General features: G+C 68.5%; 22 protein-coding genes. 10 read left to right on the forward strand and 12 right to left on the reverse strand.

All coding sequences use genetic code 11. The features are described from left to right. Positions 1-81: 81 nt before the first annotated feature. The 7 genes from RQI43_RS05030 to RQI43_RS05060 are packed head-to-tail and all read left to right on the forward strand — an operon-like array spanning position 82 to position 7,870. Positions 82-1,062: an ABC transporter permease gene (locus tag RQI43_RS05030; protein WP_207412484.1), complete on the forward strand. Its 981-nt coding sequence runs from the start codon at positions 82-84 to the stop codon at positions 1,060-1,062. Continuing rightward, a complete protein-coding gene (locus tag RQI43_RS05035; protein WP_056433956.1) occupies positions 1,062-1,985 on the forward strand; it encodes an ABC transporter permease in 924 nt (307 codons plus the stop codon). Before RQI43_RS05030 ends, RQI43_RS05035 begins: the two co-directional genes overlap by 1 nt. Further along, entirely contained in the window at positions 1,985-3,820 is a 1,836-nt protein-coding gene (locus tag RQI43_RS05040; protein ID WP_311274431.1) for an ABC transporter ATP-binding protein, read from the forward strand. The genes RQI43_RS05035 and RQI43_RS05040 overlap by 1 nt, the downstream gene beginning before the upstream one ends. Continuing rightward, the gene (locus RQI43_RS05045) at positions 3,820-4,674 is read left to right on the forward strand and encodes a DeoR/GlpR family DNA-binding transcription regulator (protein WP_311274432.1); all 855 of its coding nucleotides are present in this window, start codon (positions 3,820-3,822) and stop codon (positions 4,672-4,674) included. Before RQI43_RS05040 ends, RQI43_RS05045 begins: the two co-directional genes overlap by 1 nt. Continuing rightward, positions 4,667-5,959, forward strand: coding sequence for a Zn-dependent hydrolase (locus tag RQI43_RS05050; RefSeq protein WP_311274433.1), 1,293 nt, complete (start codon positions 4,667-4,669; stop codon positions 5,957-5,959). The genes RQI43_RS05045 and RQI43_RS05050 overlap by 8 nt, the downstream gene beginning before the upstream one ends. Next, positions 5,956-6,924 (forward strand): phosphotransferase, encoded by a 969-nt coding sequence (locus RQI43_RS05055; RefSeq protein WP_311274434.1) that lies wholly within the window; start codon positions 5,956-5,958, stop codon positions 6,922-6,924. The genes RQI43_RS05050 and RQI43_RS05055 overlap by 4 nt, the downstream gene beginning before the upstream one ends. A gap of 10 nt (positions 6,925-6,934) precedes the next feature. Beyond that, a complete protein-coding gene (locus tag RQI43_RS05060; protein WP_311274435.1) occupies positions 6,935-7,870 on the forward strand; it encodes a phosphotransferase in 936 nt (311 codons plus the stop codon). Between the two features lie 107 nt (positions 7,871-7,977). On the opposite strand, the gene RQI43_RS05065 is transcribed toward RQI43_RS05060, so the two are convergent. The 11 genes from RQI43_RS05065 to RQI43_RS05115 all read right to left on the reverse strand — a co-directional run bounded on the left by RQI43_RS05065 (position 7,978) and on the right by RQI43_RS05115 (position 19,876). Next, the gene (locus RQI43_RS05065) at positions 7,978-8,328 is read right to left on the reverse strand and encodes a Rieske (2Fe-2S) protein (protein WP_156467936.1); all 351 of its coding nucleotides are present in this window, start codon (positions 8,326-8,328) and stop codon (positions 7,978-7,980) included. Next, positions 8,300-9,004 (reverse strand): ABC transporter ATP-binding protein, encoded by a 705-nt coding sequence (locus RQI43_RS05070; protein WP_311274436.1) that lies wholly within the window; start codon positions 9,002-9,004, stop codon positions 8,300-8,302. Before RQI43_RS05070 ends, RQI43_RS05065 begins: the two co-directional genes overlap by 29 nt. Continuing rightward, entirely contained in the window at positions 8,997-9,812 is an 816-nt protein-coding gene (locus RQI43_RS05075) for an ABC transporter ATP-binding protein (RefSeq protein WP_200919231.1), read from the reverse strand. The genes RQI43_RS05070 and RQI43_RS05075 overlap by 8 nt, the downstream gene beginning before the upstream one ends. Further along, entirely contained in the window at positions 9,809-10,846 is a 1,038-nt protein-coding gene (locus RQI43_RS05080) for a branched-chain amino acid ABC transporter permease (RefSeq protein ID WP_311274437.1), read from the reverse strand. Before RQI43_RS05080 ends, RQI43_RS05075 begins: the two co-directional genes overlap by 4 nt. Then, positions 10,843-11,715: a branched-chain amino acid ABC transporter permease gene (locus RQI43_RS05085; RefSeq protein WP_311274438.1), complete on the reverse strand. Its 873-nt coding sequence runs from the start codon at positions 11,713-11,715 to the stop codon at positions 10,843-10,845. The genes RQI43_RS05080 and RQI43_RS05085 overlap by 4 nt, the downstream gene beginning before the upstream one ends. A 338-nt stretch (positions 11,716-12,053) precedes the next feature. Beyond that, positions 12,054-13,205 carry an ABC transporter substrate-binding protein gene (locus RQI43_RS05090; protein ID WP_311274439.1) on the reverse strand — a complete coding sequence of 384 codons (1,152 nt, stop codon included), beginning with the start codon at positions 13,203-13,205 and terminating at the stop codon, positions 12,054-12,056. A 43-nt stretch (positions 13,206-13,248) separates the two neighbouring features. Beyond that, a complete protein-coding gene (locus tag RQI43_RS05095) occupies positions 13,249-14,472 on the reverse strand; it encodes a 2Fe-2S iron-sulfur cluster-binding protein (RefSeq protein ID WP_056433989.1) in 1,224 nt (407 codons plus the stop codon). Then, positions 14,469-15,344 (reverse strand): xanthine dehydrogenase family protein subunit M, encoded by an 876-nt coding sequence (locus RQI43_RS05100; protein WP_056433992.1) that lies wholly within the window; start codon positions 15,342-15,344, stop codon positions 14,469-14,471. The genes RQI43_RS05095 and RQI43_RS05100 overlap by 4 nt, the downstream gene beginning before the upstream one ends. Further along, positions 15,341-17,713, reverse strand: a complete 2,373-nt coding sequence (locus RQI43_RS05105) for a xanthine dehydrogenase family protein molybdopterin-binding subunit (protein WP_056433995.1) — start codon at positions 17,711-17,713, stop codon at positions 15,341-15,343. Before RQI43_RS05105 ends, RQI43_RS05100 begins: the two co-directional genes overlap by 4 nt. Then, positions 17,710-18,576 carry an alpha/beta hydrolase gene (locus RQI43_RS05110; protein ID WP_311274440.1) on the reverse strand — a complete coding sequence of 289 codons (867 nt, stop codon included), beginning with the start codon at positions 18,574-18,576 and terminating at the stop codon, positions 17,710-17,712. The genes RQI43_RS05105 and RQI43_RS05110 overlap by 4 nt, the downstream gene beginning before the upstream one ends. A gap of 25 nt (positions 18,577-18,601) precedes the next feature. Continuing rightward, on the reverse strand, positions 18,602-19,876 hold the full coding sequence (locus RQI43_RS05115) for an amidohydrolase/deacetylase family metallohydrolase (RefSeq protein WP_056433999.1): 1,275 nt from the start codon (positions 19,874-19,876) through the stop codon (positions 18,602-18,604). Positions 19,877-20,027: 151 nt separating this feature from the next. Here RQI43_RS05115 and RQI43_RS05120 point away from each other — a divergent pair, with 151 nt between their 5' ends. Further along, positions 20,028-20,549, forward strand: coding sequence for a MarR family winged helix-turn-helix transcriptional regulator (locus RQI43_RS05120; protein ID WP_082470079.1), 522 nt, complete (start codon positions 20,028-20,030; stop codon positions 20,547-20,549). Positions 20,550-20,609: 60 nt separating this feature from the next. Here RQI43_RS05120 and RQI43_RS05125 read toward each other — a convergent pair whose 3' ends face one another. Then, positions 20,610-21,614, reverse strand: a complete 1,005-nt coding sequence (locus RQI43_RS05125; protein ID WP_082470081.1) for a LysR family transcriptional regulator — start codon at positions 21,612-21,614, stop codon at positions 20,610-20,612. A 148-nt stretch (positions 21,615-21,762) separates the two neighbouring features. On the opposite strand from RQI43_RS05125, the gene RQI43_RS05130 reads away from it, so the two are divergent. Then, positions 21,763-22,779: a carbon-nitrogen hydrolase family protein gene (locus RQI43_RS05130; RefSeq protein ID WP_311274441.1), complete on the forward strand. Its 1,017-nt coding sequence runs from the start codon at positions 21,763-21,765 to the stop codon at positions 22,777-22,779. A gap of 111 nt (positions 22,780-22,890) precedes the next feature. Then, positions 22,891-24,204 (forward strand): substrate-binding protein, encoded by a 1,314-nt coding sequence (locus RQI43_RS05135; protein ID WP_156467937.1) that lies wholly within the window; start codon positions 22,891-22,893, stop codon positions 24,202-24,204. The last annotated feature ends 8 nt before the right edge of the window (positions 24,205-24,212 follow it).

The raw sequence follows: 24,212 nt of genomic DNA on the forward strand, positions 1-24,212 counted from the left end.
TGCGCGTCGGGCGCGCGACACGGTCCGCTCCGGCGGGAGCCGTGTCGCGCCCTGCCGAACCCGTCACCGGACCCGCACCCGATGTTCGTTCTCAGTTTCCTCGCCCGGCGCCTCGCGCAGGGTGCGGTCATCATCTTCCTGGTCTCGCTGCTGATCTTCACGCTGCTTCGGGTCGTGCCGGGCGATCCCGTGCGGCTCATGGCCGGCGGCATGGCGCCCGAAGCCCTGATCGAGCAGATCGCCACCCAGATGGGTCTGCGCGATCCCATCCCGGTCCAGTTCGGACGCTACATGGTGCGCGTCGTCCAGGGCGATCTCGGCCAGAGTTTCGTGCGGCCGGCCAACGGCGCGTCGACCGGCGGCGCGACCTTCAACGACACCACCCGCGGCGAGCGTGCGAAGGTCCTGGACCTCATTTTCGATGCCCTGCCGATGACCCTGCAACTGGCGGCATTGGCCCTGCTCTTCGCCCTCGTTTTCTCCAGCCTTCTCGGGATCGCGGCGGGCCTGCACCCGGGCGGCATCGCCGATAAGCTGGCTTTCACCGTCTCGTCGGTCTTCGTCTCGCTGCCGAATTTCTGGCTCGGCATCGTCCTGGCGCTGCTGCTGTCGGTGAAGCTCGGCTGGCTGCCGGCGATCGGCTATGGCGGCTTCTCCTACACCGTGCTGCCGGCCCTGGTGCTCGCGGTGGAACTGTCGCCGGTGCTGATCCGGACCCTGTCGGGGGCCGTCGCCGCACAGATGAGCGAATCCTACGTCGCCGTCGGCCATGTCCGCGGATTGTCGCCGAGCCGGATCGTCGCCGCCCATGCCCTGCGCAACGCCTCCGTCCCGTTGCTCAACCTGCTCGGGGTGCAGTTCTCCAGCCTGCTCGGCGGCGTGATCATCGTCGAATACATCTTCGATTATCCCGGTCTGGGGCTACTCACCATCAATGCGGTGCTGCAGCGCGACTTCCCGCTGATCCAGGGCATCGCGATCGTCACCAGCGCGATCTTCGTCCTCATCAATATCCTCGTCGATCTCGCCGCCACCTCCATCGATCCGAGGCTCGAATACTGATGAGCGCCCTCGACGCCACCCTGGTCGCCCAGCCATTGCGGGTCGACGTCGCCGCCTCCCGCTCGATCGGCCGGCGCATCCTCTCGCATGCCGGCCGCTCCACCGAGTTCCGCATCGGCTTCGCGCTGTTCACGCTCCTCGCCCTCGCCGCTGCCTTCTACCCCGAGCTCAGCGGCATCGATCCCTTGAAGATGAACGTGCGCGCGCGCCTGCTGCCGCCGCTGTTCGTCGGTGAGACCTGGAGCTGGGCCCACCCGCTCGGCACCGACCAGATCGGCCGCGACATGCTGGTGCGCAGCCTCGTCGGCCTGCGCTACTCCTTCCTGATCGGCGTTGCCTCGGTCGCCGTCACTCTCCTGATCGGTTGTGCCCTCGGCACGATCGCGGGTTATTTCGGCGGTCGCACGGATACGGTGGTGATGCGCATCACCGACGCGCAACTCTCGATCCCGATGATCATCCTGGCCATCGCGGTGCTCGGCGTCTCGCGTCCGACGATCCCGGCAATCATCCTGGTACTCGGCCTGTCGAACTGGCCAGTCTATGCCCGGGTGATGCGGTCGATGGTCATGGCCGAGCGGGGCCGTGAATACGTGCGGGCCGCGCAGGTCTCCGGGGCGACGCACCCGCGCATCATCCTCACCCTGCTGGTGCCCCTACTGGTGCCGCCGCTGCTCTTCACCTCGGTGCTCGACGTCGCCCGGATGATGATCTTCGAGTCGACGCTCGGATTCCTCGGTCTCGGCGTGCAACCGCCGACACCGACCTTCGGCAACATCATCGCCGATGGCCGCAAGTACCTCCTCAATGCCTGGTGGATCGCCACCATGCCGGGAGTCTTCCTGTGCCTGACGCTGACCAGCATCAACCTGATCGGCGCTGCCTTCGAGCGCGCGCGCAACACGATTCACGGAGGCGCCTGATGGGCCCCGTCCTCTCCGTCCGCGACCTGCGGATCGACCTGAACCTTCCGGGGCGCGAGCGCCGAATCCTCGACGGCATCTCGTTCGACGTCGCGCCACGTGAGATCGTCGGCGTGGTCGGCGCTTCCGGCGCCGGCAAGACGGTGCTGTCCCGGGCGGTGGTCAACTGGATCGCCCCGCCCCTGGTCATCGGCGGCGGCGAGGTTCGGTTCCGCGACCGCAACCTTCTCACGCTGCCCCCGCGCGAGATGCGGCGGCTACGCCGCGACATCGCCTATGTCGGCGCCAATCCCATGGGTGCCCTCGATCCGACCCTCCCGGTCGGGCGCCAGATCGTGGAGAAGATCCGGGCAGTGGCGCCGGAGGTGAATGCGGCCGAAGCACAGGACCGCGTGATCGCGATGCTCGACGCGGTGCGCATTCCCTCGGCGAGCGCGCGCTTTCACGATTACCCGTCGCAATTCTCCGGCGGAATGATGCAGCGGGCCCTGATCGTCGACGCCATGATCTCGAACCCGGCGCTTCTGGTCGCCGACAACGTGACCCAGCCCCTCGACGTCACCGTCGCCGCCCAGGTGATCCGCCTGATGCGCGAGCTGACCGAGGGGTTCGACACCGCGATCCTGTTCGTCTCGTCCTCGCTCCCCGTCGCCCGCGAGGCGGCGAGCCGTATCCTCGTCATCGATGAGGGCAGGCTGGTGGAGGAGCAGCCGACCGAAGCGCTGATCGCCGCGCCCCGCCATCCCTATACCCGCGAACTCGTGGCGCAGATCCCTGCGATCTGGAGCGCGCGGCCGACGGTGCCGGCCATCCCGCGGAAGGCCGTAATGCCGGGCTCCGCCATCGTCAGCCTGCGGGACGTGTCGCAGACCTACCGGGTGAAGAAGCGCGGCAGCTTTGCCGGGACGAGCGCGCTGCGCGCGGTTCGCCACGTCACCTTCGACATCCACAAGGGCGACAGCTTCGCGGTGGTCGGCGAATCCGGCTGCGGCAAGTCCACCCTGATGCGCCTGCTCAGCCGCCTGGAGCGGCCCAGCAGCGGCGAGGTCCTGTGTGAGGGGAGGGACATTGCAGGGCTTTCCGGGTCCGAGCTTCTCTCCTTCCGGCGCAAGCTTCAGCTCGTGCTCCAGGATCCGTTCGACTCGCTGCCTCCGCGCACGGGCATCGGTGCGATGCTCGAAGCGCCCCTGCGCACTCATGGCTGGCGCGACGGCCGGCGTATCCGCGACAAGGTACGGGACGTCATGAACGATGTGGGGTTGCCCGTCTCGCTCTACGACCAGTTGCCGCTCGGGCTTTCCGCCGGGCAGCGCCAGCGCATCAACGTCGCCCGCGCCATGGTGCTCGACCCGGAGATCCTGCTCATGGACGAGACCCTCTCGGCCCTCGACCAGACGGAACAGTTCAAATTGCTGGCCTTGTTCGACACGCTCCAGCGCGCGCACGGCCTCACCTACATCTACATCAGCCACGACCTCGCCATGGTGCGCAAAGCCTGCAACCGTATCGCCGTGATGTATCTCGGCGAGGTCGTGGAACTCGCCGATAACGAGCGCCTCTTCTTCGATCCCGGCCATCCCTATACGCGGACCCTGCTGTCGGCGATGCCGACCCTGGAGGAGCGGCGCTACCGGCCGGAGGATTGCCTCCTCGAGGGCGAGCCCCCGAGCCCGATCGACCTGCCGACCGGCTGCTCGTTCCGGTCACGCTGCCCGCAGGCATTCGAGACCTGCGTCACCCTGAGCCCGCACCTCGGCGTGCGCGGATCGCGCGATCTCGCCGCCTGCCATCTCGAGACGGATCCCGCCCCGAACCGTGTCGCCGGACTCGTCTGATGCACGGCTTGTTCCTTCGGCGGGTCCATCTCCCGGTCGGCGTCGGGACCGGGGCACATGGCCCCGGATCGGCGGCAAAGGAGGGAATGCATGCGATGGGGATCACCGGGCGTCGCCTCGATCTCGTCCTCGATGCGCTCGAACGCGACGGGCGGGTGACCGTGAAAGACCTCGCGACCCGGCTCGCCATCAGCACCGAGACCGTGCGGCGCGACCTGCGCGACCTCGAACTGCGTGGCCATGCGCGGCGGGTCTATGGCGGGGCCGTCCTCGACCGGAGAGAGAGCGACAGGCCCTTCGATGAACGTGTCCGGGTCGCCGCCCGGGAGAAGGCGCGGATCGCAGAGGCCGCCCTGCCACTCGTCGAGGACGGCATGACCGTCTTCATCGATGCGGGCACCACGACACTGGCCTTCGCCCGCAAGTTGCTGGGCCGGCGCATCCGGGTCCACACCAACTCCATCGACATCGCAGCGCTTCTGGCGGGCGATCCCCAGGCGCAGGTCACCGTGCTGGGCGGAGACATGAAGCCGGACTACAGGGCCCTGTTCGGCCATCGCACGCACGCCGTCCTGCGCGAGCACATCTACGACGTGGCGATCATGGGCATCGTCACCGTGCATCACGCGCATGGGTTCATGGATCTGGGCGAGGACGAGGCGGTCCTGCGCCGTTTCGCCGTGGAGCGCACGCGCCACTCCGTCATCCTGGCCGATTCCTCCAAGTTCGGCCGGCTCGGCACGATCCGCACCTTCGGCCTCGACGCCGTCGACACCCTCGTCACCAACGCCCCTCTCACGCGCGATATCGCGCGGGCCTTTCAGCGCACACGAGTGGATGTGATCCATGCCTGAGACGACCTCACCCTCTTCCGTACGGATCGACCCCGCGCGCCTCCAGGCCATGATGGAGGCTGTCTCCGTTTTCGGCGGCGGAGCGGACGGCTCCATGACCCGCCTGACCCTCTCGCCCGAAGACGGACAGGCGCGCGACTGGCTCGCCACGTGGTTCCGCGAGAACGGCTTCACGAGGAAGGTCGATCCTATCGGCAATCAGTTCGGTCGCCTCGATCTGGCCGGCGCCAACGCCCCCGTGGTGATGGTCGGCTCCCATATCGACAGCCAGCCCAATGGCGGCCGTTTCGACGGCGCACTCGGTGTGATCTCCGCCTGCGAGGCCATCCTGGCGGTCCGCGAGAGTCTGGAAAAGAGCGGCGGCCGGTCCGCCTGCGACTTCGTGGTCGCCAACTGGACCAACGAGGAAGGGGCTCGCTTCCAGCCGAGTCTCCTCGGCAGCAGCGTCTTCACGGGAGCGGCGGACCTGGCCTGGGCCCTCGACCGGCGGGACGGGGCGGGGATCTCGGTCGGCGAAGCTTTGGAGAGCATCGGCTATGCCGGGACCGACACCGTTCCGATTCCAGACGCCTATCTCGAGTTGCACATCGAAGGCGAGTCGGTCCTCGAGCGGGAAGGGCTGCGGTTCGGTGCCTTCACGCGGTTCTGGGGAGCCGTGAAGTATCGCCTCGCCTTCCTTGGGCGGCAGGCCCATACCGGGCCGACCCCGATGGCGGCGCGCCACGACGCTCTCCTGGCCGGGGCCTATGTCATCACCGACCTCAAGGCGCTGGCCGGGGAATTCGGGCTCGACCTGCACACCTCCGTCGGCCGGATGGAGGTGTATCCGAACTCGCCCAATACCGTTCCGAGCGAGGCCGTGCTGTTCATCGAGCTCCGTTCCGGATCGCAGGCGATCCTGGCCGAAGCGGAGACGCGGCTGCTGGCGAGCATCGAGGCGGCAGCCGCACGGGCCGAAGTCGGGCATGAGATCCGCTCCATCGACCGCCGCGCGGCCGGACGGATGTCGCCCGGTCTCGTCCACCTCGCCGAGCGCGCGAGCGACGCCAACGGCGCCCCGGCCCGATCCCTCGACACGATCGGCGGCCATGATGCGATCAGCCTCGCGGCGGTGTGTCCCTCCATCGTGCTGGCCGTCCCCAGTGTCGGCGGCGTGATCCACCACCCGACCGAGTTCACCACGCCGGAGGATCATGCCTTCGGCACGCAAGTCCTGGCGGATATGCTCCTTATCCTGGCCAACGAGGGCCTGTCGGTCCTCGAAGTGGAGAAGGAGCGTCGGTGAAAGCGCTCGGCATGCCGGCGGATACGCAGGAACGCCTTGCCGAAGCGGCCCTTGCCGCCGCGCCGATGCTGGCGGGGAGGGCGGTCCATTATCGGGAGGCCGTGCCGGGGGTCGCCTCGCCGTCCTATCACGGCGTCGAATCGACCTCGTACCTCGTCGGCGAGGCCGTGGATGCGGCACCTCGCTACTTCCTGAAGGTGGGGGAGCGAGCGGCCGCGGCCTTGCTCGATCCCTCCGCTGCCTTCCGGGCAGCGCAACGGATCGCCTCCCTGGGTCTTGCGCCTCGCCCCCTCCACTTGGCCGAGGCGGAGGGCGCGATCCTGTTCGAGTCTCTCGGCCCCGAATGGCGTCCCGCTACCCTCGACGCGTTGCGCCGGCCCGAGCGCATGATCACGGTCTTCGAGGCCTTCCGGCGCATCGGTGCCGGCGAACCGTTCGAACGTCGCTGGAGCGTCTTCGAGGCGATCCGCGGGCTTCGCGCATTCCTCGGCGAGGAGGCCGACACCCTGCCGCAGGATTCCTGGTTCCTGTTCGATTGGGTCGACGCCATCGAGGCGGCGCTGACAGCCGCCGGAACCGAGATCCGTCCGGCCCATGCCGACCCCCATGCCTCGAACCTGCTGTTCTCCCCGGACGGCGCGCTCCAGCTCGTGGATTTCGACATGGCCTGTGACACCGACCCCCATTACCAGCTCGGCGCCTTTCTCAGCGAAGCCTGCCAGTTCGACGCCCAGATGAAGCCTGCGATCGAGATGGCGGAAGGGGCTTACCGCGACGCCATCTTCCACCGTTGCCGGGCCTATGCCGCCGCCGACGATCTCCATTGGGGCCTCCGGGCCCTGGCTATGGACCGCCTGTCACCCCGCCGCGCCCTGGAATTCCGCAAATATGCGGCCTGGCGCTTCCTGCGGTGCCGGATGCGGGTCGGTGGACCGGGTTTCGAGGAAAGCCTGAGATCCCTGTGACGAGGCGAGCATGATATCCCTGGGCGGCGGCACCACCGATACCGAACGCGCCTTCGAGGCCATTCTCCGCTCGGTCGCGCCATGGCAGGGACGCCCCATGCGCTATCGCCCGGTCCTGGGCGGCATCAGCAACATGAATTGGCGCGTCGAGATCGATGGCGAACCGCACGCCTATTTCGTGAAGATGCCCGGTCGCGGAACGGAAATGTTCATCGATCGCGCCGCCGCCCGCGCCGCCAGCCGGCAGGCCGAAGCGATCGGACTCGGGCCCCGTACCTTCGATCATCTCGACGCACAGGACATCGAGATCGCCGAGTTCGTCGATGGCCGACGTCCCTCGACCCACCGCGACTTCGCCGACCCCGCCCTGCGGGCCGAGGCGATGGGCGTCTATCGCCGATTCCACGCAGCGCCGCTGCTGCCCCTCACCAAGACCGTGTTCGACATGATCGCCGAACATGACCGGCAGGTGGCCGAACTGCAGGCGCCGATGCCGCCCGACCATGTGTGGCTGACGCGCCAGACGCGCTTGGCGCAGTCGGCGCTCGAAGCCTCCGGTCTCGATCTCGTACCCTGTTTCAACGACCCGATGCCGGGCAACTTCCTCATTGGCGAGGATGGCTCCATCCTGCTGATCGACTTCGAATACGCTTCCAACAACGATCGCCTCTACGACCTCGCGATCTGGAGCGGAGAGATGTTCTTCCCCGAGAGCGTCGATCGCGAGCTGATCGAGGCGTATTTCGGGCGCTACGACGAGGCATCGTTCGCCCGCCTGATGGTGCACAAAGCACTTGCCGACGTGAAATGGTCGACCTGGGCGATGGTGCAGAACACCATTTCCACCCTCGATTTCGACTTCTACAAATACGGAATCTGGAAACACATGCGGGCCCGCTCGATCATGAACGATCCGCGCTGGCCGATCTTTCTGAAGGCGCTCTGATCACTGGGCTTCATCGCCGCGGCGCCGAGACGATCGTCTCGGCGAGCGAACCCGGCAATGCCATGCACCCTCTCGCGGATCCCGGTCACGATGGCCGGCCCGCGTCCTCATCCGTCGGATTCGATCCGTACCTGGATATCGCCCCCCTTCCTGCGGGTCGGGTAGGTGCGGAGGTCGCGAAAGAACCATCCCGGCGAGACGGCACCGTCCGTCAGCGCGAACCATGCCGCGTGCCTTGGGCAGAACAGGCGTCCCCCGGAGCAATGGCCAAGGGCGAGATCCGCCCCTTCATGCGGGCAGGCCCGTTCCGCCGCAAAGATGCCGTCACCGTCCCGTACGAGCACGAGATGGCGCCCGGCGACGAAGACGGGGAGAATGGCCCGGCCGTCCAGGGCCCCGATCCGGCAGGCATGGATCCAGGCCCCGCCTTCAACCGCCGAGATAGGCTTGGCGCACATGCGGGTCCGCGATCAGCGTAGAGCCCGGCCCCGCCAGTACGATGCGGCCGGTCTCCAGCAGGTAGGCGTAGTCGCAGAGTTCGAGGGCCGCGAAGGCGTTCTGCTCCACGAGGAGGACCGTGGTGCCGGCGTCGCAGATCGCCCGGATGACGGCGAACATGCGCTCGACGATATTAGGGGCGAGCCCCAGCGAAGGCTCGTCGAACAGGACGAGCCGGGGGCGGGACATCAGCGCACGGCCGATGGCCAGCATCTGCTGCTCGCCCCCCGAAAGGGTGCCGGCAGCCTGGTGCTTGCGCTCGGCGAGGCGCGGGAACTCGCCATAGATGCGCGCGAGATCTGCGGAGGCTCCGACCGGATCGCGTCGCAGGTAGGCGCCCATGGCGAGGTTCTCCGCGACGCTCATCTGCGGGAACACCCGCCGCCCCTCCGGGCAATGGGCGATGCCCTGGGCCAGCACCTTGCGCGGGTCGGTGCCGGTGATGTCCCGGCCGGCGAAGTGGATGCTACCCGAGCGCGCCGGGATGAGTCCCGAGACGGCCCGAAGCGTCGTCGACTTGCCGGCGCCGTTGGCGCCGACCAACGCCACGAGCTGTCCCTCCTCGACCTTGAGCGAGAGCCCCTTCAGGGCCGTCACCGTGCCATAGCCGCAGACGAGATCGCGGATCTCAAGCATCGATCGTCTCCCTGGCGGCCTGTGCGGCTTCGCGCGCGGCACTGCCCTGGCCGAGATAGGCTTCGATCACGGCCGGATCGGACCGGATCGCCGCCGGCGGCCCCTCGGCGATGAGGCGGCCGTAATTCAGCACCACGATCCGGTCGGACACTTCCATGACCATCGGCATGTCGTGCTCGACGAGGAGGATGGTGACGCCGCGCTCGCGGATCGAGCGGATCAGGCGCACGAAGACCTGGGTCTCGGAGGCGTTCATGCCGGAGACCGGCTCGTCGAGCAGCAGCATGGCAGGCTCGGTGGCCAGCGCCAGCGCGACCCCGACGAGGCGCTGTTCGCCATAGGCCAGGGACCCGGCTTTCTCCTGGGCCCGCCCGGAGAGCCCGACCCAGTCGAGGAGTTCACGGGCTCGGTCTCGCAGAGCCGCCTCGCCGGTGCGGTCCCGCCCGAGCAGCGTGTCGACCAGCCGCGCGCGGCCCCGCCGATGCAGGCCGATCATCACGTTGTCGAACACGGTGTCGTCGGGGAACACGCTGGTGCGCTGGAACGTCCGGCTCAGGCCGAGACGGACGATCTCATGTGGCTGCAACCCCTGGAGGCTGGTGCCGCGGAACCGGACCTGACCCTGGCTGGGCTTCAGGAAGCCCGTCATCACGTTGAAGGCCGTCGTCTTGCCGGCCCCGTTCGGGCCGATCAGGCTGACGATCTCGCCGGGATGGACGTCGAAATGCAGGTCGGCGATGGCGACGAGGCCGCCGAAGCGCACGCCGACATGGTCCACCGAGAGGATGGGAGCGCGGATCTCGCTCATGGCCTGGCCTCCACGGGCATCCGGGCGGGTGCACCACCGGGCGCGTGACGGCGCGTGGCGAGACGGGCGAGGCCCGGCACGATGCCGCGGGGCATCACGAACTGGATCACGATCAGCACGAGACCGAACACCATCCATTGCGCCTCGGGCACCATGACCGGCCGCAGGGCGACGGGAAGCAGGCCGAAGATCAGGCCGCCGACGACGGGGCCGAGCAGCGTGCCCTTGCCGCCGCCCACCACCATGATGACCATGGTCACCGTGGTGGAGAACAGGAACACGTCGGGATCGATGATGCGCAGGTAATGGGCGTAGAGGCTGCCGGCCGCCCCCGCCATCGCCGCCGAGATCACCGCCGCGAGGGTCAGGGTCCGGGTGGCGTTGATGCCGACCGAGAGGGCCAGGGACTCGTTCTCCTTCAGGCCCCGCATGGCCCGTCCGAAGCGCGAACGCACGAGGCGGGCGATGAGGGCGTAGCAGAGCGTGCCAACCACGAGGACGAGGTAGTAGTTCTGCAGCTTCGTGCGCAGGGTGACGGAGCCGAGGCCGGGCAGGCCGAGGCTGAAGGGTGGGATGCCCGTCAGCGCCAGGGGGCCCTGCGTCAGCTCCACCCAGTTGAGGGCGACGAGCCGCACCACCTCGGCGAAGGAGATCGTCACGATGACGAAATAGGCACCCCGCACCCGGAAGGAGAGGCGGCCGACGAGGTAGCCGCAGGCGGCCGTCGCCAGCACGGCGAGGCCGAAGCCCACCACAGGCGGCCACGGCTCGTGTACGATGCGAAGGCCCCAGAGCAGCTCCACGTCGAAGCCGAGGCTCGTAAGGGCGCTGACATAGGCGCCGATGCCGAAGAAGGCGATGTGCCCGAGGCTGAGCTGCCCGGTGAAGCCGAGCAGCAGGTTCAGGCTCATGGCCGCGATGGTGACGATGCCCGTCGTGATCAGCGCGTTCAGCAGGTAGGGGTTGTGGCCCAGCGCGAAGGGCAGGGCGGCCAGCGCCGCCAGGAGGGCGAGAGCGGGGAGGTGCCGGGTCATCCGATACGCTCCGCCTTGGCGAAGAGGCCGGTCGGCTTGAAGATCAGCACCGCGATGATGATCAGGAAGCCCATGGCGTCCCGATAGCCAGACGAGATGTAGCCGGCGCCCAGTTCCTCGGCCAGCGCCAGGATGAAGCCGCCGATGGCCGCCCCGGTGACGTTGCCGAGCCCGCCGAGAATCACGATGGCGAAAGCCTTCAGCTCGGCCATGCCGCCCATCTGCGGGAAGACCACGTAGACCGGCCCGAGGAGCGCGCCGGCCGCTGCCGCGAGGCTGGAGCCGACGGCGAAGGTCGCCGTGTAGATGAGCCGCACGTTGACTCCCATCAGCGAGGCCGTGTCATGGTCCTGGAAGGTCGCCCGCATGGCCAGCCCGAGGCGGGTCCGGTTGATGAGCCAGTAGGTCAGCCCGATCAGCGCGAGAGCCGCGCCCAGTACGAACAGCCGCAGCCACGACACCGAGACGGGTCCGAGCTGGAGGGGCGCATCCGGGAACGGCGTCGGGATCGATTTCGCGACGCCGCCGAACAGCCAGAGCGTGCCCGATTGCAGGACGATGCCGGCGCCGATCATCACCAGCATGGTCGTGTCCATGTCGGCGCTGCGTAAGGGCCGCAGCAGCACGAGGTCGAGGATTGCGCCGAGCAGGAGGCCGCCGAGGATCGCGGTCGGCAGAGCGGCGAAGAAGCCGAGCCCGAGGGCGGTGACGGCGAGGTACATGACGTAGGCGCCCACCGTGTAGAGGGCGCCGTGGGTGAAGTTCACCACGTTCATGATGCCGAAGATCAGGGTCAACCCGATGCCGAGCAGGGCATAGGTTCCCCCCAGGACCAGGGTGTTGAGGAGGTGCTGCAGGAATTCGGTCATCGAGGCCTCGCCTGTAAGCAGGTGATACGGTCGTCGGCTGAGCGTCAGTGCAGAGTCAGCGAGCTTGGCGCGGGTCCCTGTCCGTCAGCGTGACGGCAATTGCGCGGGATGGGCGGCCCTCCTCCCCCTTGTGGGGAGGAGTTGGAGGTGGGGGTGATTGAGCGACCCTCAGCTTGCGGGGGCTAGCGGAGCCACCCCCACTCCTAACCTCTCCCCACAAGGGGGAGAGGGACGCGCTCTGCCTGCAAAAACAGATGGGGGAATCCAGTAGCCCTAAGGAGAAGAGCCTGTTCCGCATGTGTTACCCGAGGGGTGCGAGCCGGGAGGCTTGCGCGCGGCTAGAGTTCGGGCACCACGACCTTCCCGCCGTCGATCTTGACGAGGTAGACGTCGGGCTTGCTCTGGCCGCTCTCGGACCCGGCGGGGCCGGCCTTGGCGAAGCGGATCTGTCCGTTGAGGCCGGTGAAATCGACCGACCAGAACCCCTTCTTGATCGAGGCCGCATCGGCGGCGCCGCCCTTTTCGATGGCCGCCGCGATGGCGCGGATGCCGTCGTAGCCCCGGAAGCTCTCGGTGACGCCGGCGAACTCGAAGCCGCGCTTCTTCCACTCGCCGATGAAATAGGCGGTAGCCGCCGGGTTCGGGGTCTTCTCCGGGTACCAGGGCAGGAAGGTGGTGAGATGCATCGTTCCCTCGGCGGGGTTGCCCGCCTGGGCGATGATCTGGTCGGGGTTCTGGGAGCCGCCGGTGGTGATGATCCGCTTCTTGAGGCCGAGCGCCGCCATCTGCTTGAACAGGAGCGTCAGCTGATCGACGGCAGCCGTGATCATGATCGTGTCGGCATCCGAGCCCTTCAACTTGGAGAGCTGAGCGCTCATGTCCTGCGCGCCCTGGTCCATGGTCTCCACAAGGCCGACCGTGACGCCCTTGCCCTTGAGCATCTTGCCGAAATCGGCCGCCGCCCCCCGGCCCCAGTCGTTGTTGATGGCGAGGAAATCGACCTTCTTCAGCCCGAGCTTCTCCACCATCGGCGCGAAGGCCTCGGCTTCCAGGGCCGAGGGCGGCGAGATGCGGAAGACGTACGGATTGCCCGAGGTGGTGATCTTGCCCGACGACGACGTCTCCACCAGCATCGCGGTCTCGTAATCGGCGAGCTTGGGCATCACCGCGAGCGTCAGGCTCGAACCCCAGGCCCCCATGAGCACCGGGGTCTTGTCGCTGGTGATGAGTTTTTCAGCCACCGCCGCTGCCTCGGTGGGGTTGCTCTTGTTGTCCTCGACGACGAGTTCGAGCTTCTTTCCCAAGACACCGCCCTTGGCGTTGATTTCGTCGGCGGCGATCCGGGCGCCGTTGACCACGTAGGTGCCCGACGCCGCGAACGGCCCGGTGAGGGGCTCGTTGACGCCGATCCGGATCGCCTGCGCGTGGGCTACCCCCGCCGACAGGACGAAGGCGAGGGTCAAGGCGGGAATCGTGTGGCTGCGCGTCATGGTGGTCTCCGGTCTTGAGCAGGATCGCGGGGGGAGGCGACGGTCAGGGACGGCGGCCCCATGCGGCGAGACGCCGGCGCAGGGAGGTCGTCAGCATCGTGAGGAGCAGGCGCAGGGGGTTGAGGCCCGTGGCAGCCGGGGCCGGCGCACCGGAGAGGCGGGCTTCGAGGTTCGCGGCGAAGTCGGCCCCGAGGCGTCCGGCGAGGTCGCGCACGAGCCCCGGCCGCCCGAACTGCGCCAGCGGCCCCTTGAGGGTGTAGCCGACGGCGAGATCGATCCGGGCGGTACCGGGGGTCTCGCCCGGTCCGACGCGGTAGCGGATCTCGCCCTGGGTGGCGGAGCGTCCGCCCGCGTCGCTGCCGGCACCGAGGATGCGTCCCGTGCGGGCCGCCTCATCGCGAAAGATCCGGGCGCGGCCGCGAAAGCGCGCGGCGATCGGCCCGATCCGCACCTGAAGCGCGCCCTCGACCGCGTCCGGGTTCGGCTGGCCCGTCAGCATGGCGCCGGGCAGGCAGGCGGCCACGGCCTCGACGTCGCCGAACAGAGCGAAGACGGTGTCGGGCGGGTGCGCCACGGTGAAGGACTGGTCGAACCGGTGGGCCGGCACGAAATCGCCGTCGAGATCGGCGATCGACGGCGCGGTCTCGGCCTGTGCGACGGGGCGCAGGGGCGTGCGGGCCGCATCCGATGCAGTGCCGGACGACGTGCCGAGGCGCGCGCCGACGGGGCCGAGGCCGCGCTGTCCGCCGGTCGTCGGCCCGATACCGCGGGCGCGGCGCTCGGCGATGACGCTACGGACCGCCCGGACGATGCCGACATAACCGGTGCAGCGGCACAGGTTGCCCGAGAGGCCGGCGCGGATGCGGCGCTCGTCGGCGTCCGGCAGGCGCAGGACGAGATCACGGGCGGCGATGAGCATGCCGGGCGTGCAGTAGCCGCACTGGAGGGCGTGCTCACGGTTGAAGGCGGCGCGCAATTCACCGGCGACCGGGTCGTCGTCGAGGCCTTCGATGGTGGTGATGTCGGCCCCCGCGCAGGCCCCCGAAACGGTCAGGCAGGCGCGGGCCGGCTCGCCGTCGAGCAGCACCGTGCAGGCCCCGCAGATTCCGTGCTCGCAGCCGAGATGGGTCCCGGTCAGGTCGAGGGTGTCGCGCAGGACGTCGCCGAGATGCGTGCGCGGCTCGGCCCGCAGGCTGCGCGCACGACCGTTTACGGTGAAGTTTAGCGGCAGGCGGTCGTCGCGAAGGGCTGACGCGGCGGTGCTCATGCGGCCTCGCTGACAGTAGGTGTGAGGGAGGGCGGCGCGGCGGCCGCCTGGGCAATGGCGCGGCCCAGCACGGTGACGTGGACGTAACGGTCGACGGCGTCGGTCATCCCGGCCTCGCGCAGGCGCGCATCGGCGGCCCGGGCATCGAAGCGTTCGGCGAAGTCGGGACCGATCCGGCCGCCGAACAGGTCGGATGCGTCCGGGATCACGAGGGGCGCACGCTCGATGGCGCCGATCACCACACGGCCGCGCCCGGCATGGGGCTCGATCCGTACGGCCCCGATGGCGTGGGCGAACTCGCCGATCTTGGAGCAATGCTTGACGTAGCCCCAGGCAGTGCCGGGAGGGAGGGCGGAAATCCGCACGGCGACCAGCATCTCGCCGGGCGCCAGGGCCACGTCGAGGGCGCCGGTGACGAAGTCCTCCAGGGCCAGCCGGCGGCGACCGGATGTCGAGGCCAGCTCGACTTCGGCGCCGAGCGCGATCAGCGACGTGACCCAGTCGGCGGCCGGATCGGCATGGACGAGGGAGCCGCCAATGGTGCCGCGATTGCGCACCGGCCGGTAGGCGATGGCCATCGCCACCCGCGCCATGACGCCGCCCGTGAGGTCGGGGACGCGCCCGTCCTCGATATCCGCATGGGTGATGCAGGCGCCGAGCACCAGGGTCTCGCCTTCGACCGAGGCCCGACGCAGCTCGGGGATGCCCGTGATGTCGAGGACGAGGTCGGGTTCGACGAGGCGCAGGTTCAGCATCGGTCCGAGGGATTGCCCCCCGGCCATCAGCTTCACGCTGCCCTCGGCGGTGGCGAGCCGGGCGAGCAGGGCGGACAGATCGCCGGGGCGCTCATAGGCGAAGCGGGCGGGTTTCATGCGGCCTCCCGGCTGCGGGCAGAGGCCGCGTCGCGAGCCTCCAGCACGGCCTCGACGATGCGGTGCTGGCTCACCGGCGCATGCAGCATCGCCACACCGAGGGGACGCAGGGCGTCGTTGATGGCGTTGGCGAGCGCAGCCGGGGGCGCGATGGCCCCGCCCTCGCCGATCCCCTTCACGCCGAACTGCGTGTAGGGGGAGGGGGTCTCCATGTGGTCGATGCGGGGTTCGGGCACCTCCGCCGGCCCCGGCAGGAGGTAGTCGGCGAAGGTGGAGGCCAGCGGCTGGCCCCGGGAATCGAAGCGCATCTCCTCGTAGAGGGCCGTACCGATCCCCTGCGCGAGGCCGCCATAGATCTGGCCGTCCACCACCAGCGGGTTCACCAGGGTGCCGCCATCCTCGATGATGACGTAGTCGAGGATTTCCACCGCCCCGAGATCGGGGTCCACGGCGACGAGGGCCGCATGGGCCGCGTACGAGAAGGTGCCGGAATCGCGTTGCGGCTTGTAACCGGCGGTGACTTCGAGGCCGCCCGGATTCACGTCCAGGCTCAAATCCTGCGGGCGCCGGTACCAGGTGTGGGCGATCTGCGCGAGGCCGACATCGCCCGAGGGACCGACGACGCGGCCCGCCTCGAAACGGCAGTCCGCCGGGTCGGCCTGGAGCAGGTGCGCCCCGATGCGGAGCGCCCGCAAGCTGAGTTCGCGGCAGGCCGCCGCCACGGCGCCGCCCGCCATCACCATCACGCGCGAGCCCCAGGAGCCGGTGGAATACGGCGTCATCGCGGTGTCGCCATGGACAAGGCGCGTGCGGGCCACCGGAACGCCGAGGATCTCGTGCGCCACCTGCGCCAGGGTCGTCTCCAATCCCTGCCCGTGCGAATGCGCGCCGATCCGGAGTTCGAGCCCGCCATCGGGGGTGAGGCGCGCACCCGCCTGCTCGTGGCCCGGCACCATGGGGATGCCCCAGCCGGAATAGACCGAGGTGCCGTGCGCCGCCTGCTCGCAATAGATCGAGAGCCCAAGGCCGATGCGGCGCCCGTCGGGCTCGGGAATCCGCTGGCGCGCCCGTACGGCGTCGACATCGATGGCTTTCAGGGCGCGTCTCAGCGCCTGCGGATAGTCGCCGCTGTCGAAATGCTTGGCGGTGATGTTGTCGAAGGGCATCTGCTCGGCCCGCACGAGGTTCTTCTCGCGCACCGTCCAGGGCTCGAGGCCGGCCTCGGCCGCCACCGCGTCGAGGATGAGCTCCATGGCGAAACACACGCCGGTCCGGGCGACCCCGCGATAGGGCAGGATCGGGCACTTGTTGGTGGCGACCGACCAGGTCCGGCAGCGATAGGCCGGGAAGTCGTAAGGGCCGGGCAGAATGCTCGCCACCTGCGCGGCCTCAAGGCAGGCGGAGAACGGGTAGGCCGAATAGGCCCCGGAATCGACGGTGGCCTCGCAATCGATGCCCCGGAGGGTGCCGTCCCGCTCCGCATAGGCGGTGATGCGGTAATGGTGCTCGCGGCAATTGGCGTTTGCGGTGAGGTGTTCGCGCCGGTCCTCCAGCCAGCGCACGGGGTGGCCGACGCGGAGCGCCAGCCAGGCGAGGCAGACATCCTCGGCGAGCAGGATCGCCTTGTAGCCGAAGCCGCCGCCGACATCGGGCGAAACGATGCGCAGGCGCCCCTGCTCGATCCCGAGACATTCGGAGAGGCCGTTGCGCACGATATGCGGCATCTGGCTCGCCGTGTGGACCACGAGCTGGTCCATTCGGTGGTCGAGATGCACCACCGTGCCCCGCCCCTCGATGGGCGCCATGCACTGGCGTCCGGTGGAGATGGTCCGCGAGACCTTGATCGGGGCATCGAGCGCCGCGGCGAAGTTCACGTCGACCAGGGTCTCCAGGAAGACGTTGTCGCCCCAATGCTCGTGGACCAGGGCGGAGCCGGGCTCGCGGGCGGCGAGCATGTCGTGCACGGCTGGAAGCTCTTCGAGGTCGAGGACGATGGCGGCGGCGATGTCCTCGGCTTGCGCTCGCGTCGGCGCGAGGCAGATCGCCAGCAATTCACCGACCTGCCGGACCTTGTCCTTGGCAAGGACCGGCTGCTCGGAGACCTTGAAACCGGCGAGCCCCGAAACGGCCCGGATCGGCTGCACGTCCGCGAGGTCGGCCGCCGTGAACACGTGGTGGCGAAACGCCTCCGGTACGTGGATCGCCCGGATACGGGCATGCGCCAGGGGGCTGCGGACGAAGGCGACGTCCTGCAGGCCGGGTAGGCGCAGGTCGCCGACATAGTGCCCACGCCCGCGCATCAGGCGGTCGTCTTCCTTGCGGGGCAGACGCGCGCCGACGCCCTCGGTGAGCAGGATCGCGTCGCTCATGCGTGTCTCCCCTCGATGAGATCGATGGCGGCGCGCACCAGCATGCCGCCGGGACGACGCAGTTCGTTCAAGATCGAGAAGTGCTCGGCCCCCGCCACGGGGACGAGCGGCCCCGGCGCGTGGTGGGCGCTGCGCAGGGCGTGGAAGTCGCGGGCGTCGTGGACGAGGGCCGGGCGCTCGGCCGTGCCGTAGGCGATGGCCAGGGGTTTCCCCACCACCGGCAGGCGCAGGGGCGACAAGGCCGCGACCTCCGCGTCGGTGAGGGAGAGGGCCTGGTTCAGCCCGGTGTCGCGGATGGGCCCGAGTTCGTAGACGCCCGAGATCGCGAGCCCCGCCACCACGGCCGGGTGATGGAGCTGCATCGCCGCGAGATGCGCCCCCGCCGACCAGCCGGCGAGGACCAGCGGACCACTGAGGCCGTGCGCCGGCCCGTGCTCGGCCAGCCAGTCGAGGGCCAGGCCGATCTCCTCGACGATTTGCGTCAGGCTCGCCTCGGGGGCGAGGGTGTGGCCGGGCATCGCCACGGACCAGCCGGCGGCGGCGGGGCCTTCGGCGAAGCAGGCGAACAGTTCACGAGAATTGCGCTGCCAATAGCCGCCATGGATGAAGACGAGGCAGGGCGCCGCCGGGTCGGCGGCCGGGTAGAGGTCGAGGGCCGTGCGCGGGGCGGGCGCATAGGGGATGTCGAGGGCGCCCGGATGCGCAGCGCGGTAGGCGGCTGAGGCCGCGTTGCGCGCCGCGGCCTGGGCGGCGGCATCGGGCACCGCCGCGTTGTTGTCGTAGGCGGCATCGCGCGCTGCCCGGTCGAGGCAGGACCAATCGTGCCGGGGGTCGGGCGGCAGCGGGGACGGATCGGCCCTCATGCGGTCGTCTCCTTGGGTGCCAGGGTCAGGCCGCGATGGCGCTGGGCAGGATCGGCGAGTCGGCGTCGAAGCGGCGGCCGGCGCGCAGGCAGAAGGCCGGCTGCAGCAGGCGCTGGGCGATGACCTGGGTGTCCTCGTTGTCGCGCAGCAGGAAACGGCCGCGATGGTCGTGCAGCACCGAGACGTCGGCGGCGAAGCCCGGCGTCAGGGCACCGATCCGGTCGGACAGGCCCAGCATCTCGGCCGGATGCTTCGTCACCATGGGGACGACCTGTTCGAGGCTGAGGCCCAAAGCCATCATCGAACTCATCGCCTGGGTCAGGCTGAAGCGGGCTTGGCCCAGGAAGGGGTGGTTCTCGTCGTCGTGGTGCTCGTCGGGCGTGCCCGCCGGCCGCGGCACCTCGGTGTTGTAGCCGTGCATGTCGGCGCCCAGCGTGTAGGGCACGACGCCTGCCGGCAGGGAGGCGCGGGCAACCCGATAGGAGAAGTGGCTGCCATGCCCGACATCGACCCGGAGGCCCGCATCCATCGCCGCCCGGATGATCGGGTGGACGACGCCCTCCTCATTGATGAAGCCGCCGGGATGCCGGGTGAACGGGTGGGCGAGGAAATCCCCGGGACGCAGCAGCGGGATCACCCGCTCCATGATGGTGTTGGCGTCCTCGCCATTGGCGCCGTTCTCGGGCAGGCCCCAGAGCTGGCCGAAATGCACGTAGAGCGGCAGGTCGGCCCGGCGGCTGATCTCGGCCGCCATCTCCATCACCTTGATGCCCCAGCGGGCGAAGCCCCCGATCTCGGCGTGCCCCTTGATGCCGCGCACGAGGTCGCGGTTCTCCACGGCCGACTTCACCGTGGCGTCGATGTCGACCCCGTCCGGGCTGTAGAGGTTCGGGTAGAAGTGACCTTCGAGGCCCCCGACCAGATAGGCGGAAAGGAACGCGTAGATCCGGGTTTCGGCCTTCTCCGCGATGAAGTGGCGGAAGCCCGGCAGGGTCATGCAGGACGCGCCGCCCTGGTCGATCACCGTGGTCACGCCCGAGCGCACGCCGACCATGTCCGGCGGCAGTCCGAACCGTCCGGTGACGTATTGGTAGACGTGCCCGTGGGTGTCGATCATCCCCGGCAGGACGAGCTTGCCAGAGACGTTCACCACCTCGGTGGCGGCAGACGGTATGATGCTGTCCTCGACGGCGGCGATCCGCCCGTCGCGGATGGCGACGTCCTTGATGCCATCGATGCCAGAGGCCGGGCAGATGACCCGTCCGCCGCGCAGCAGCATGTCGTAGCGACCAGCGTCCATTCCGTCTCCTCCATCGTCGCGCGTCGGCCTTCGCCTTGCCTCGCACGGACGTGACCAGGGAAATGCGAAGTATGCTTCGTATATTTGCCTAGGCATGTTACGTGCCAGGAACCGTCCGGGCTTCGGATCGGGAGCGGGAGACGGGACGCAGATGAACGAAAGCGGGCTGGCTGAAGCGGATGCGGCGCCCTCACCGGAGGCTCTTCAGGCCCTCGGAACGCCCTGGCTCCTGCCGGAACGGCCGGGCTTTCTGATGCGGCGGCTGCATCAGATCCATGTCAGCCTATTTTCAGAGCGTTGTGGCGCTTTCCGCGTCACTCCCCTGCAGTACAGCCTGCTCTCTCTACTGGCAGAACGTGAGGAAGCCGACCAGACAACCTTGGCCAACGCGGTCGCCTTGGACAGAACGACGACGACCGGCGCCCTCAAACGCCTGGAGCTACGCGGATACGTCGAACGCTCTGCTTCGCCGACCGATCGGCGTTCTCAACGCTGTCGCCTGACCCAGGCAGGCCGTGCCCTGCTGGGGCAGATGGAGACGGCCGCGCGTCAGGCCCATGACGCGACGCTCGAACCCCTTTCGGAAGAGGAGCAGGCGACACTGATCCGGCTCATGAAGAAGATCACCGCCGCCCATCAGCAGCGGCGCGACGCGGACGGGCTCGTGAATTGAGCGGCCCCGCAGAGAAGCGCCCGCAGGCCTCCAGCGCGCAGGCGGGTGACCGCCCGACGATCATGCAGAATGCACTGTCTCGCATCGCGGTTGAACACTTGGAACGCGCTTCCGCGGCGGTTCCCCGACATGGCGAACCGCCGGTGGAGCGGCATCGTCCGCCGACACCCGAAACTGCGCATCCGCTGTAATCGTGCTCTTCAGGAAGGCCATGACGGCCCGGATGCGGGGCACGAATTGAAGATCTGCGTGAACGTTCAGCCAGAGTTCCCGGGTCGTGAAGGCGCTCCCGTGCAGAACCGGAACGAGGTCGTCACGGGCCGTCACCGCAAAGCTCGGCAGCAGAACGAGGCCGAGCCCTCCGAGTGCCGCGCTCTTCTGCGCGATCATGCTGGTGGAGCGGAACACCGTCCGGGGCTCGTCGAGCACGTCGTCCAGCCAGCGGACGCAATCGACCTGTATGAGATCCTCGACGTAAGAGACGAAGCGGTGCTCCTTCAGCGCCCATAGATCGACGGGGCATCCATGCCGCGCGAGGTAGCTCGGCGCCGCATACAGGCCAAGCCGGAACGCTCCGATCTGCTCCGAGACCAACCCTCTCCCCGGTGGCTTGAAGAAGCTGAGGAAGAGGTCGGCCTCGCGACGGTTGACGTAGACGGTCTGAGCCGAGGTCACGAGGTCGATCATCAAGTCGGGGTGGCGGTCTCTCAAGCTCGAGAGGCGCTCGGCGAGGTACAGGGAGGCAATGCCTTCCATCGTGGCGAGCCGTACGCGCCCCCCGATACGGCCATCGCCGGAATGATCCTCGTGCCGGAGGGAGATGACCGCGCTCTCGACCTGCTCGGCATGCTGGAGCATGCGCTGCCCCATATCGCTGAGACGGAGCCCCGACGGCACGCGCTCGAAGAGTGCGAGGCCGAGGACACTCTCCAGGTTCGCCAGCCTCCGGCTCACAGTGGATTGGTCGACCTTCAGGCGCTTGGCCGCGGCGGCGAGACTCCCGCCACGGGCGGCTCCCAGGAAGACCTTGATGTCGTTCCAGTCCAGGAGATCGAAGGTCTGCATGGTCGAAGCGGGCGCAAGATGTGCGCCAGTCGCCCCTGTGCGCCGGCCCGGACATCATCCCGGAGACATCCTGCAAGGCGCCTTGCAGAATTGCCCGCTTCGCAAGCCGATTCCACCACGTAACTTCGGCGTGGAAAGGGAAACCCCGATGCTTCCACGGTTCAAGGCCGCAGCAATTCACGCAGCACCCGTCTTCCTCGATGCCGCCGCGACCACCGCCAAGGCGGTCGCCCTGATCGAAGAAGCGGCCCGGGCCGGCGCCGCGCTGGTCGCCTTTCCCGAGACCTTCATCCCGGCCTTTCCGGTCTGGGCCGCCCTCTCGGCTCCCATCGACAACCACGATCTGTTCGCCCGCATGGCGGAGCAATCAGTCCTCGTCGACGGACCGGAGATCGCGCGGATCCGGCAGGCGGCGCGGGCAGCGGGCATCTTCGTATCGATCGGCATCAGCGAGCGCTCGCCCGCCAGCGTGGGCTGCCTTTGGAACGCCAACCTTTTCATCGGGGAGGATGGCACGATCCTCAACCACCACCGCAAGCTGATGCCGACCTATTACGAGAAGCTCATCTGGGCCTCGGGCGACGGGGCCGGGCTTAAAGTGGTGGAGACGGGGATCGGCCGCATCGGCCAGCTCATCTGCGGCGAAAACACCAACCCGCTCGCCCGCTATGCCCTGATGGCGCAGGGCGAGCAGTTCCACATCTCGTCCTGGCCTCCGGTCTGGCCGACACGTCGGCCGCAGGGCGGCGGCAATTACGACAACCTCGCCGCCAACCGCCTGCGCGCCAGTGCCCATTGCTTCGAGGCCAAGGCCTTCGGACTGGTCACGGCCGGCGTGCTGGACCGGGACGCCTACGACTTCCTGGCGGCGCGCGATCCGGGCGCCGCCGAGGTGCTCGACGGAACGCCGCGCGCCGCCTCGTTCTTCGTCGATCCGACCGGCACGCAGATCGGCGAGGCGCTGCAGGAGGAGGGGATTCTCTACGCTGAGATCGACCTCAACGCCTGCGTCGAGCCCAAGCAGTTCCACGACGTGGTGGGCTACTACAACCGCTTCGACGTCTTCGACCTCGCCGTGAACCGCCAGCGGCTCGCGCCCGCACAGTTCCGGGACGGTCCGGCGCTTGCGCCCGAGCCGCTGCCGCCTGTGGCGACCGGCGCGTGACTTGCTGACGCCAAGCCGACACGCCCCTGCATTCCTGATCCCGACCGAGTCCCAAGCACAGAAACCTTAGAGCACCCGAACAGACCCCTCGAAGCCAGACCGGAGAGACCCCTGATGCTCGATCGTCGCACGCTCCTCCTCGCCGGTGCCGCCGGCCTGATGCTGCCGGACCTGCGCGGTGCCCGCGCCCAGAGCCCCGCACAGATCGGCACCTTTCCGGAGGGGGTGGGCACGGATTCGGTGTTCGTGGGCCTCAACATGCCGTTGACCGGGGTGTTCTCCGGCGACGGCAGCGACCTCAAGCTCGGCTATGAGCTGGCCATCGCGCAGATCAACGCGGGCGGCGAGATCCCCGCTGCCTGGGGCCTCAAGGGCAAGGGCGTCCTCGGGCGCCAGATCCGCCACAAGATCGCCGACACCGAGGGCAAGCCCAACGTCGCGGTCCAGGCCGCGACCCAGTTCATCCAGCGCGACAAAGCCATCATGTTTCAGGGCTCCGTCAGCAGCGCCGAGGCCATCGCCCTGGAAGAGCTCGCGAGCCGCGACAAGGTCCTCTACATGGTCGGCATCGCCGGCTCGAACGACGTCACCGGCAAGAACTGCCAACGCTACGGCTTCCGCTCGCAGCAGAACGCCTACATGGCCGCCAAGGCCCTCGCGCCCGTCGTCGCGAAGGCATTGGGCAAGAACCTCAAGGCCGCCTTCCTCGTCCCCGACTATACCTATGGCCAGACGGTCTACGATTCCTTCTCAAAATTCTCGAAGGAGCAGGGCTGGACACAGGTGCTGAAGGAGACGGTGCCCCTGGGCACGGCCGATTACAGCTCGGCGCTTCTCAACATCGCCAACAGCGGCGCCGATGTCTTCGTCAACATCTGCTTCGGGTCCGACGCGGTGGCCTCCACGAAGCAGGCCGAACAGTTCGGCGTCCTCTCCAGCATGAAGCTCGTGGTGCCCAACCTCTCCTCCTTCCAGGACAAGGAGGTGGGGCCCGAGCTGATGCAGGGCGTCTACGGTTCCTGCGACTTCTGGTGGACGCTGGAGGACCGCTATCCCCTGGCCAAGACCTTCGTCGAGGCGTTCTTTGCCCGAAACAAGTACCGTCCGCGCTGGGGCGCCCACATCGCCTACATGCAGACCTACCTCTGGGCGCTCTCGGTGGAGCGGGCAGGGGGGTTCAATCCTGTCGACATCATCAAGGTGATGGAGGGCTCGAAGTCCCAGCCCTACGAGACCACGATCGGCCGCGTCTATTACAGGGCAGAGGACCACCAGATGGTCCGGCCGATCCCGATCCTGCGCGGCAAGGCGCCTTCGGCCATGAAGGGCCCGGAAGATTTCTACGAAGTCGTCGATCTCGTCGACGGCGAGACGGTGATGAACCCGCCCGACCTGTTCGGGTGCAAGCTCGGCCCCTACACCTGAGGCACACG

This window comes from Methylobacterium sp. WCS2018Hpa-22 (assembly GCF_031843785.1).
In the GTDB taxonomy this organism is placed as follows: Bacteria; Pseudomonadota; Alphaproteobacteria; order Rhizobiales; family Beijerinckiaceae; genus Methylobacterium.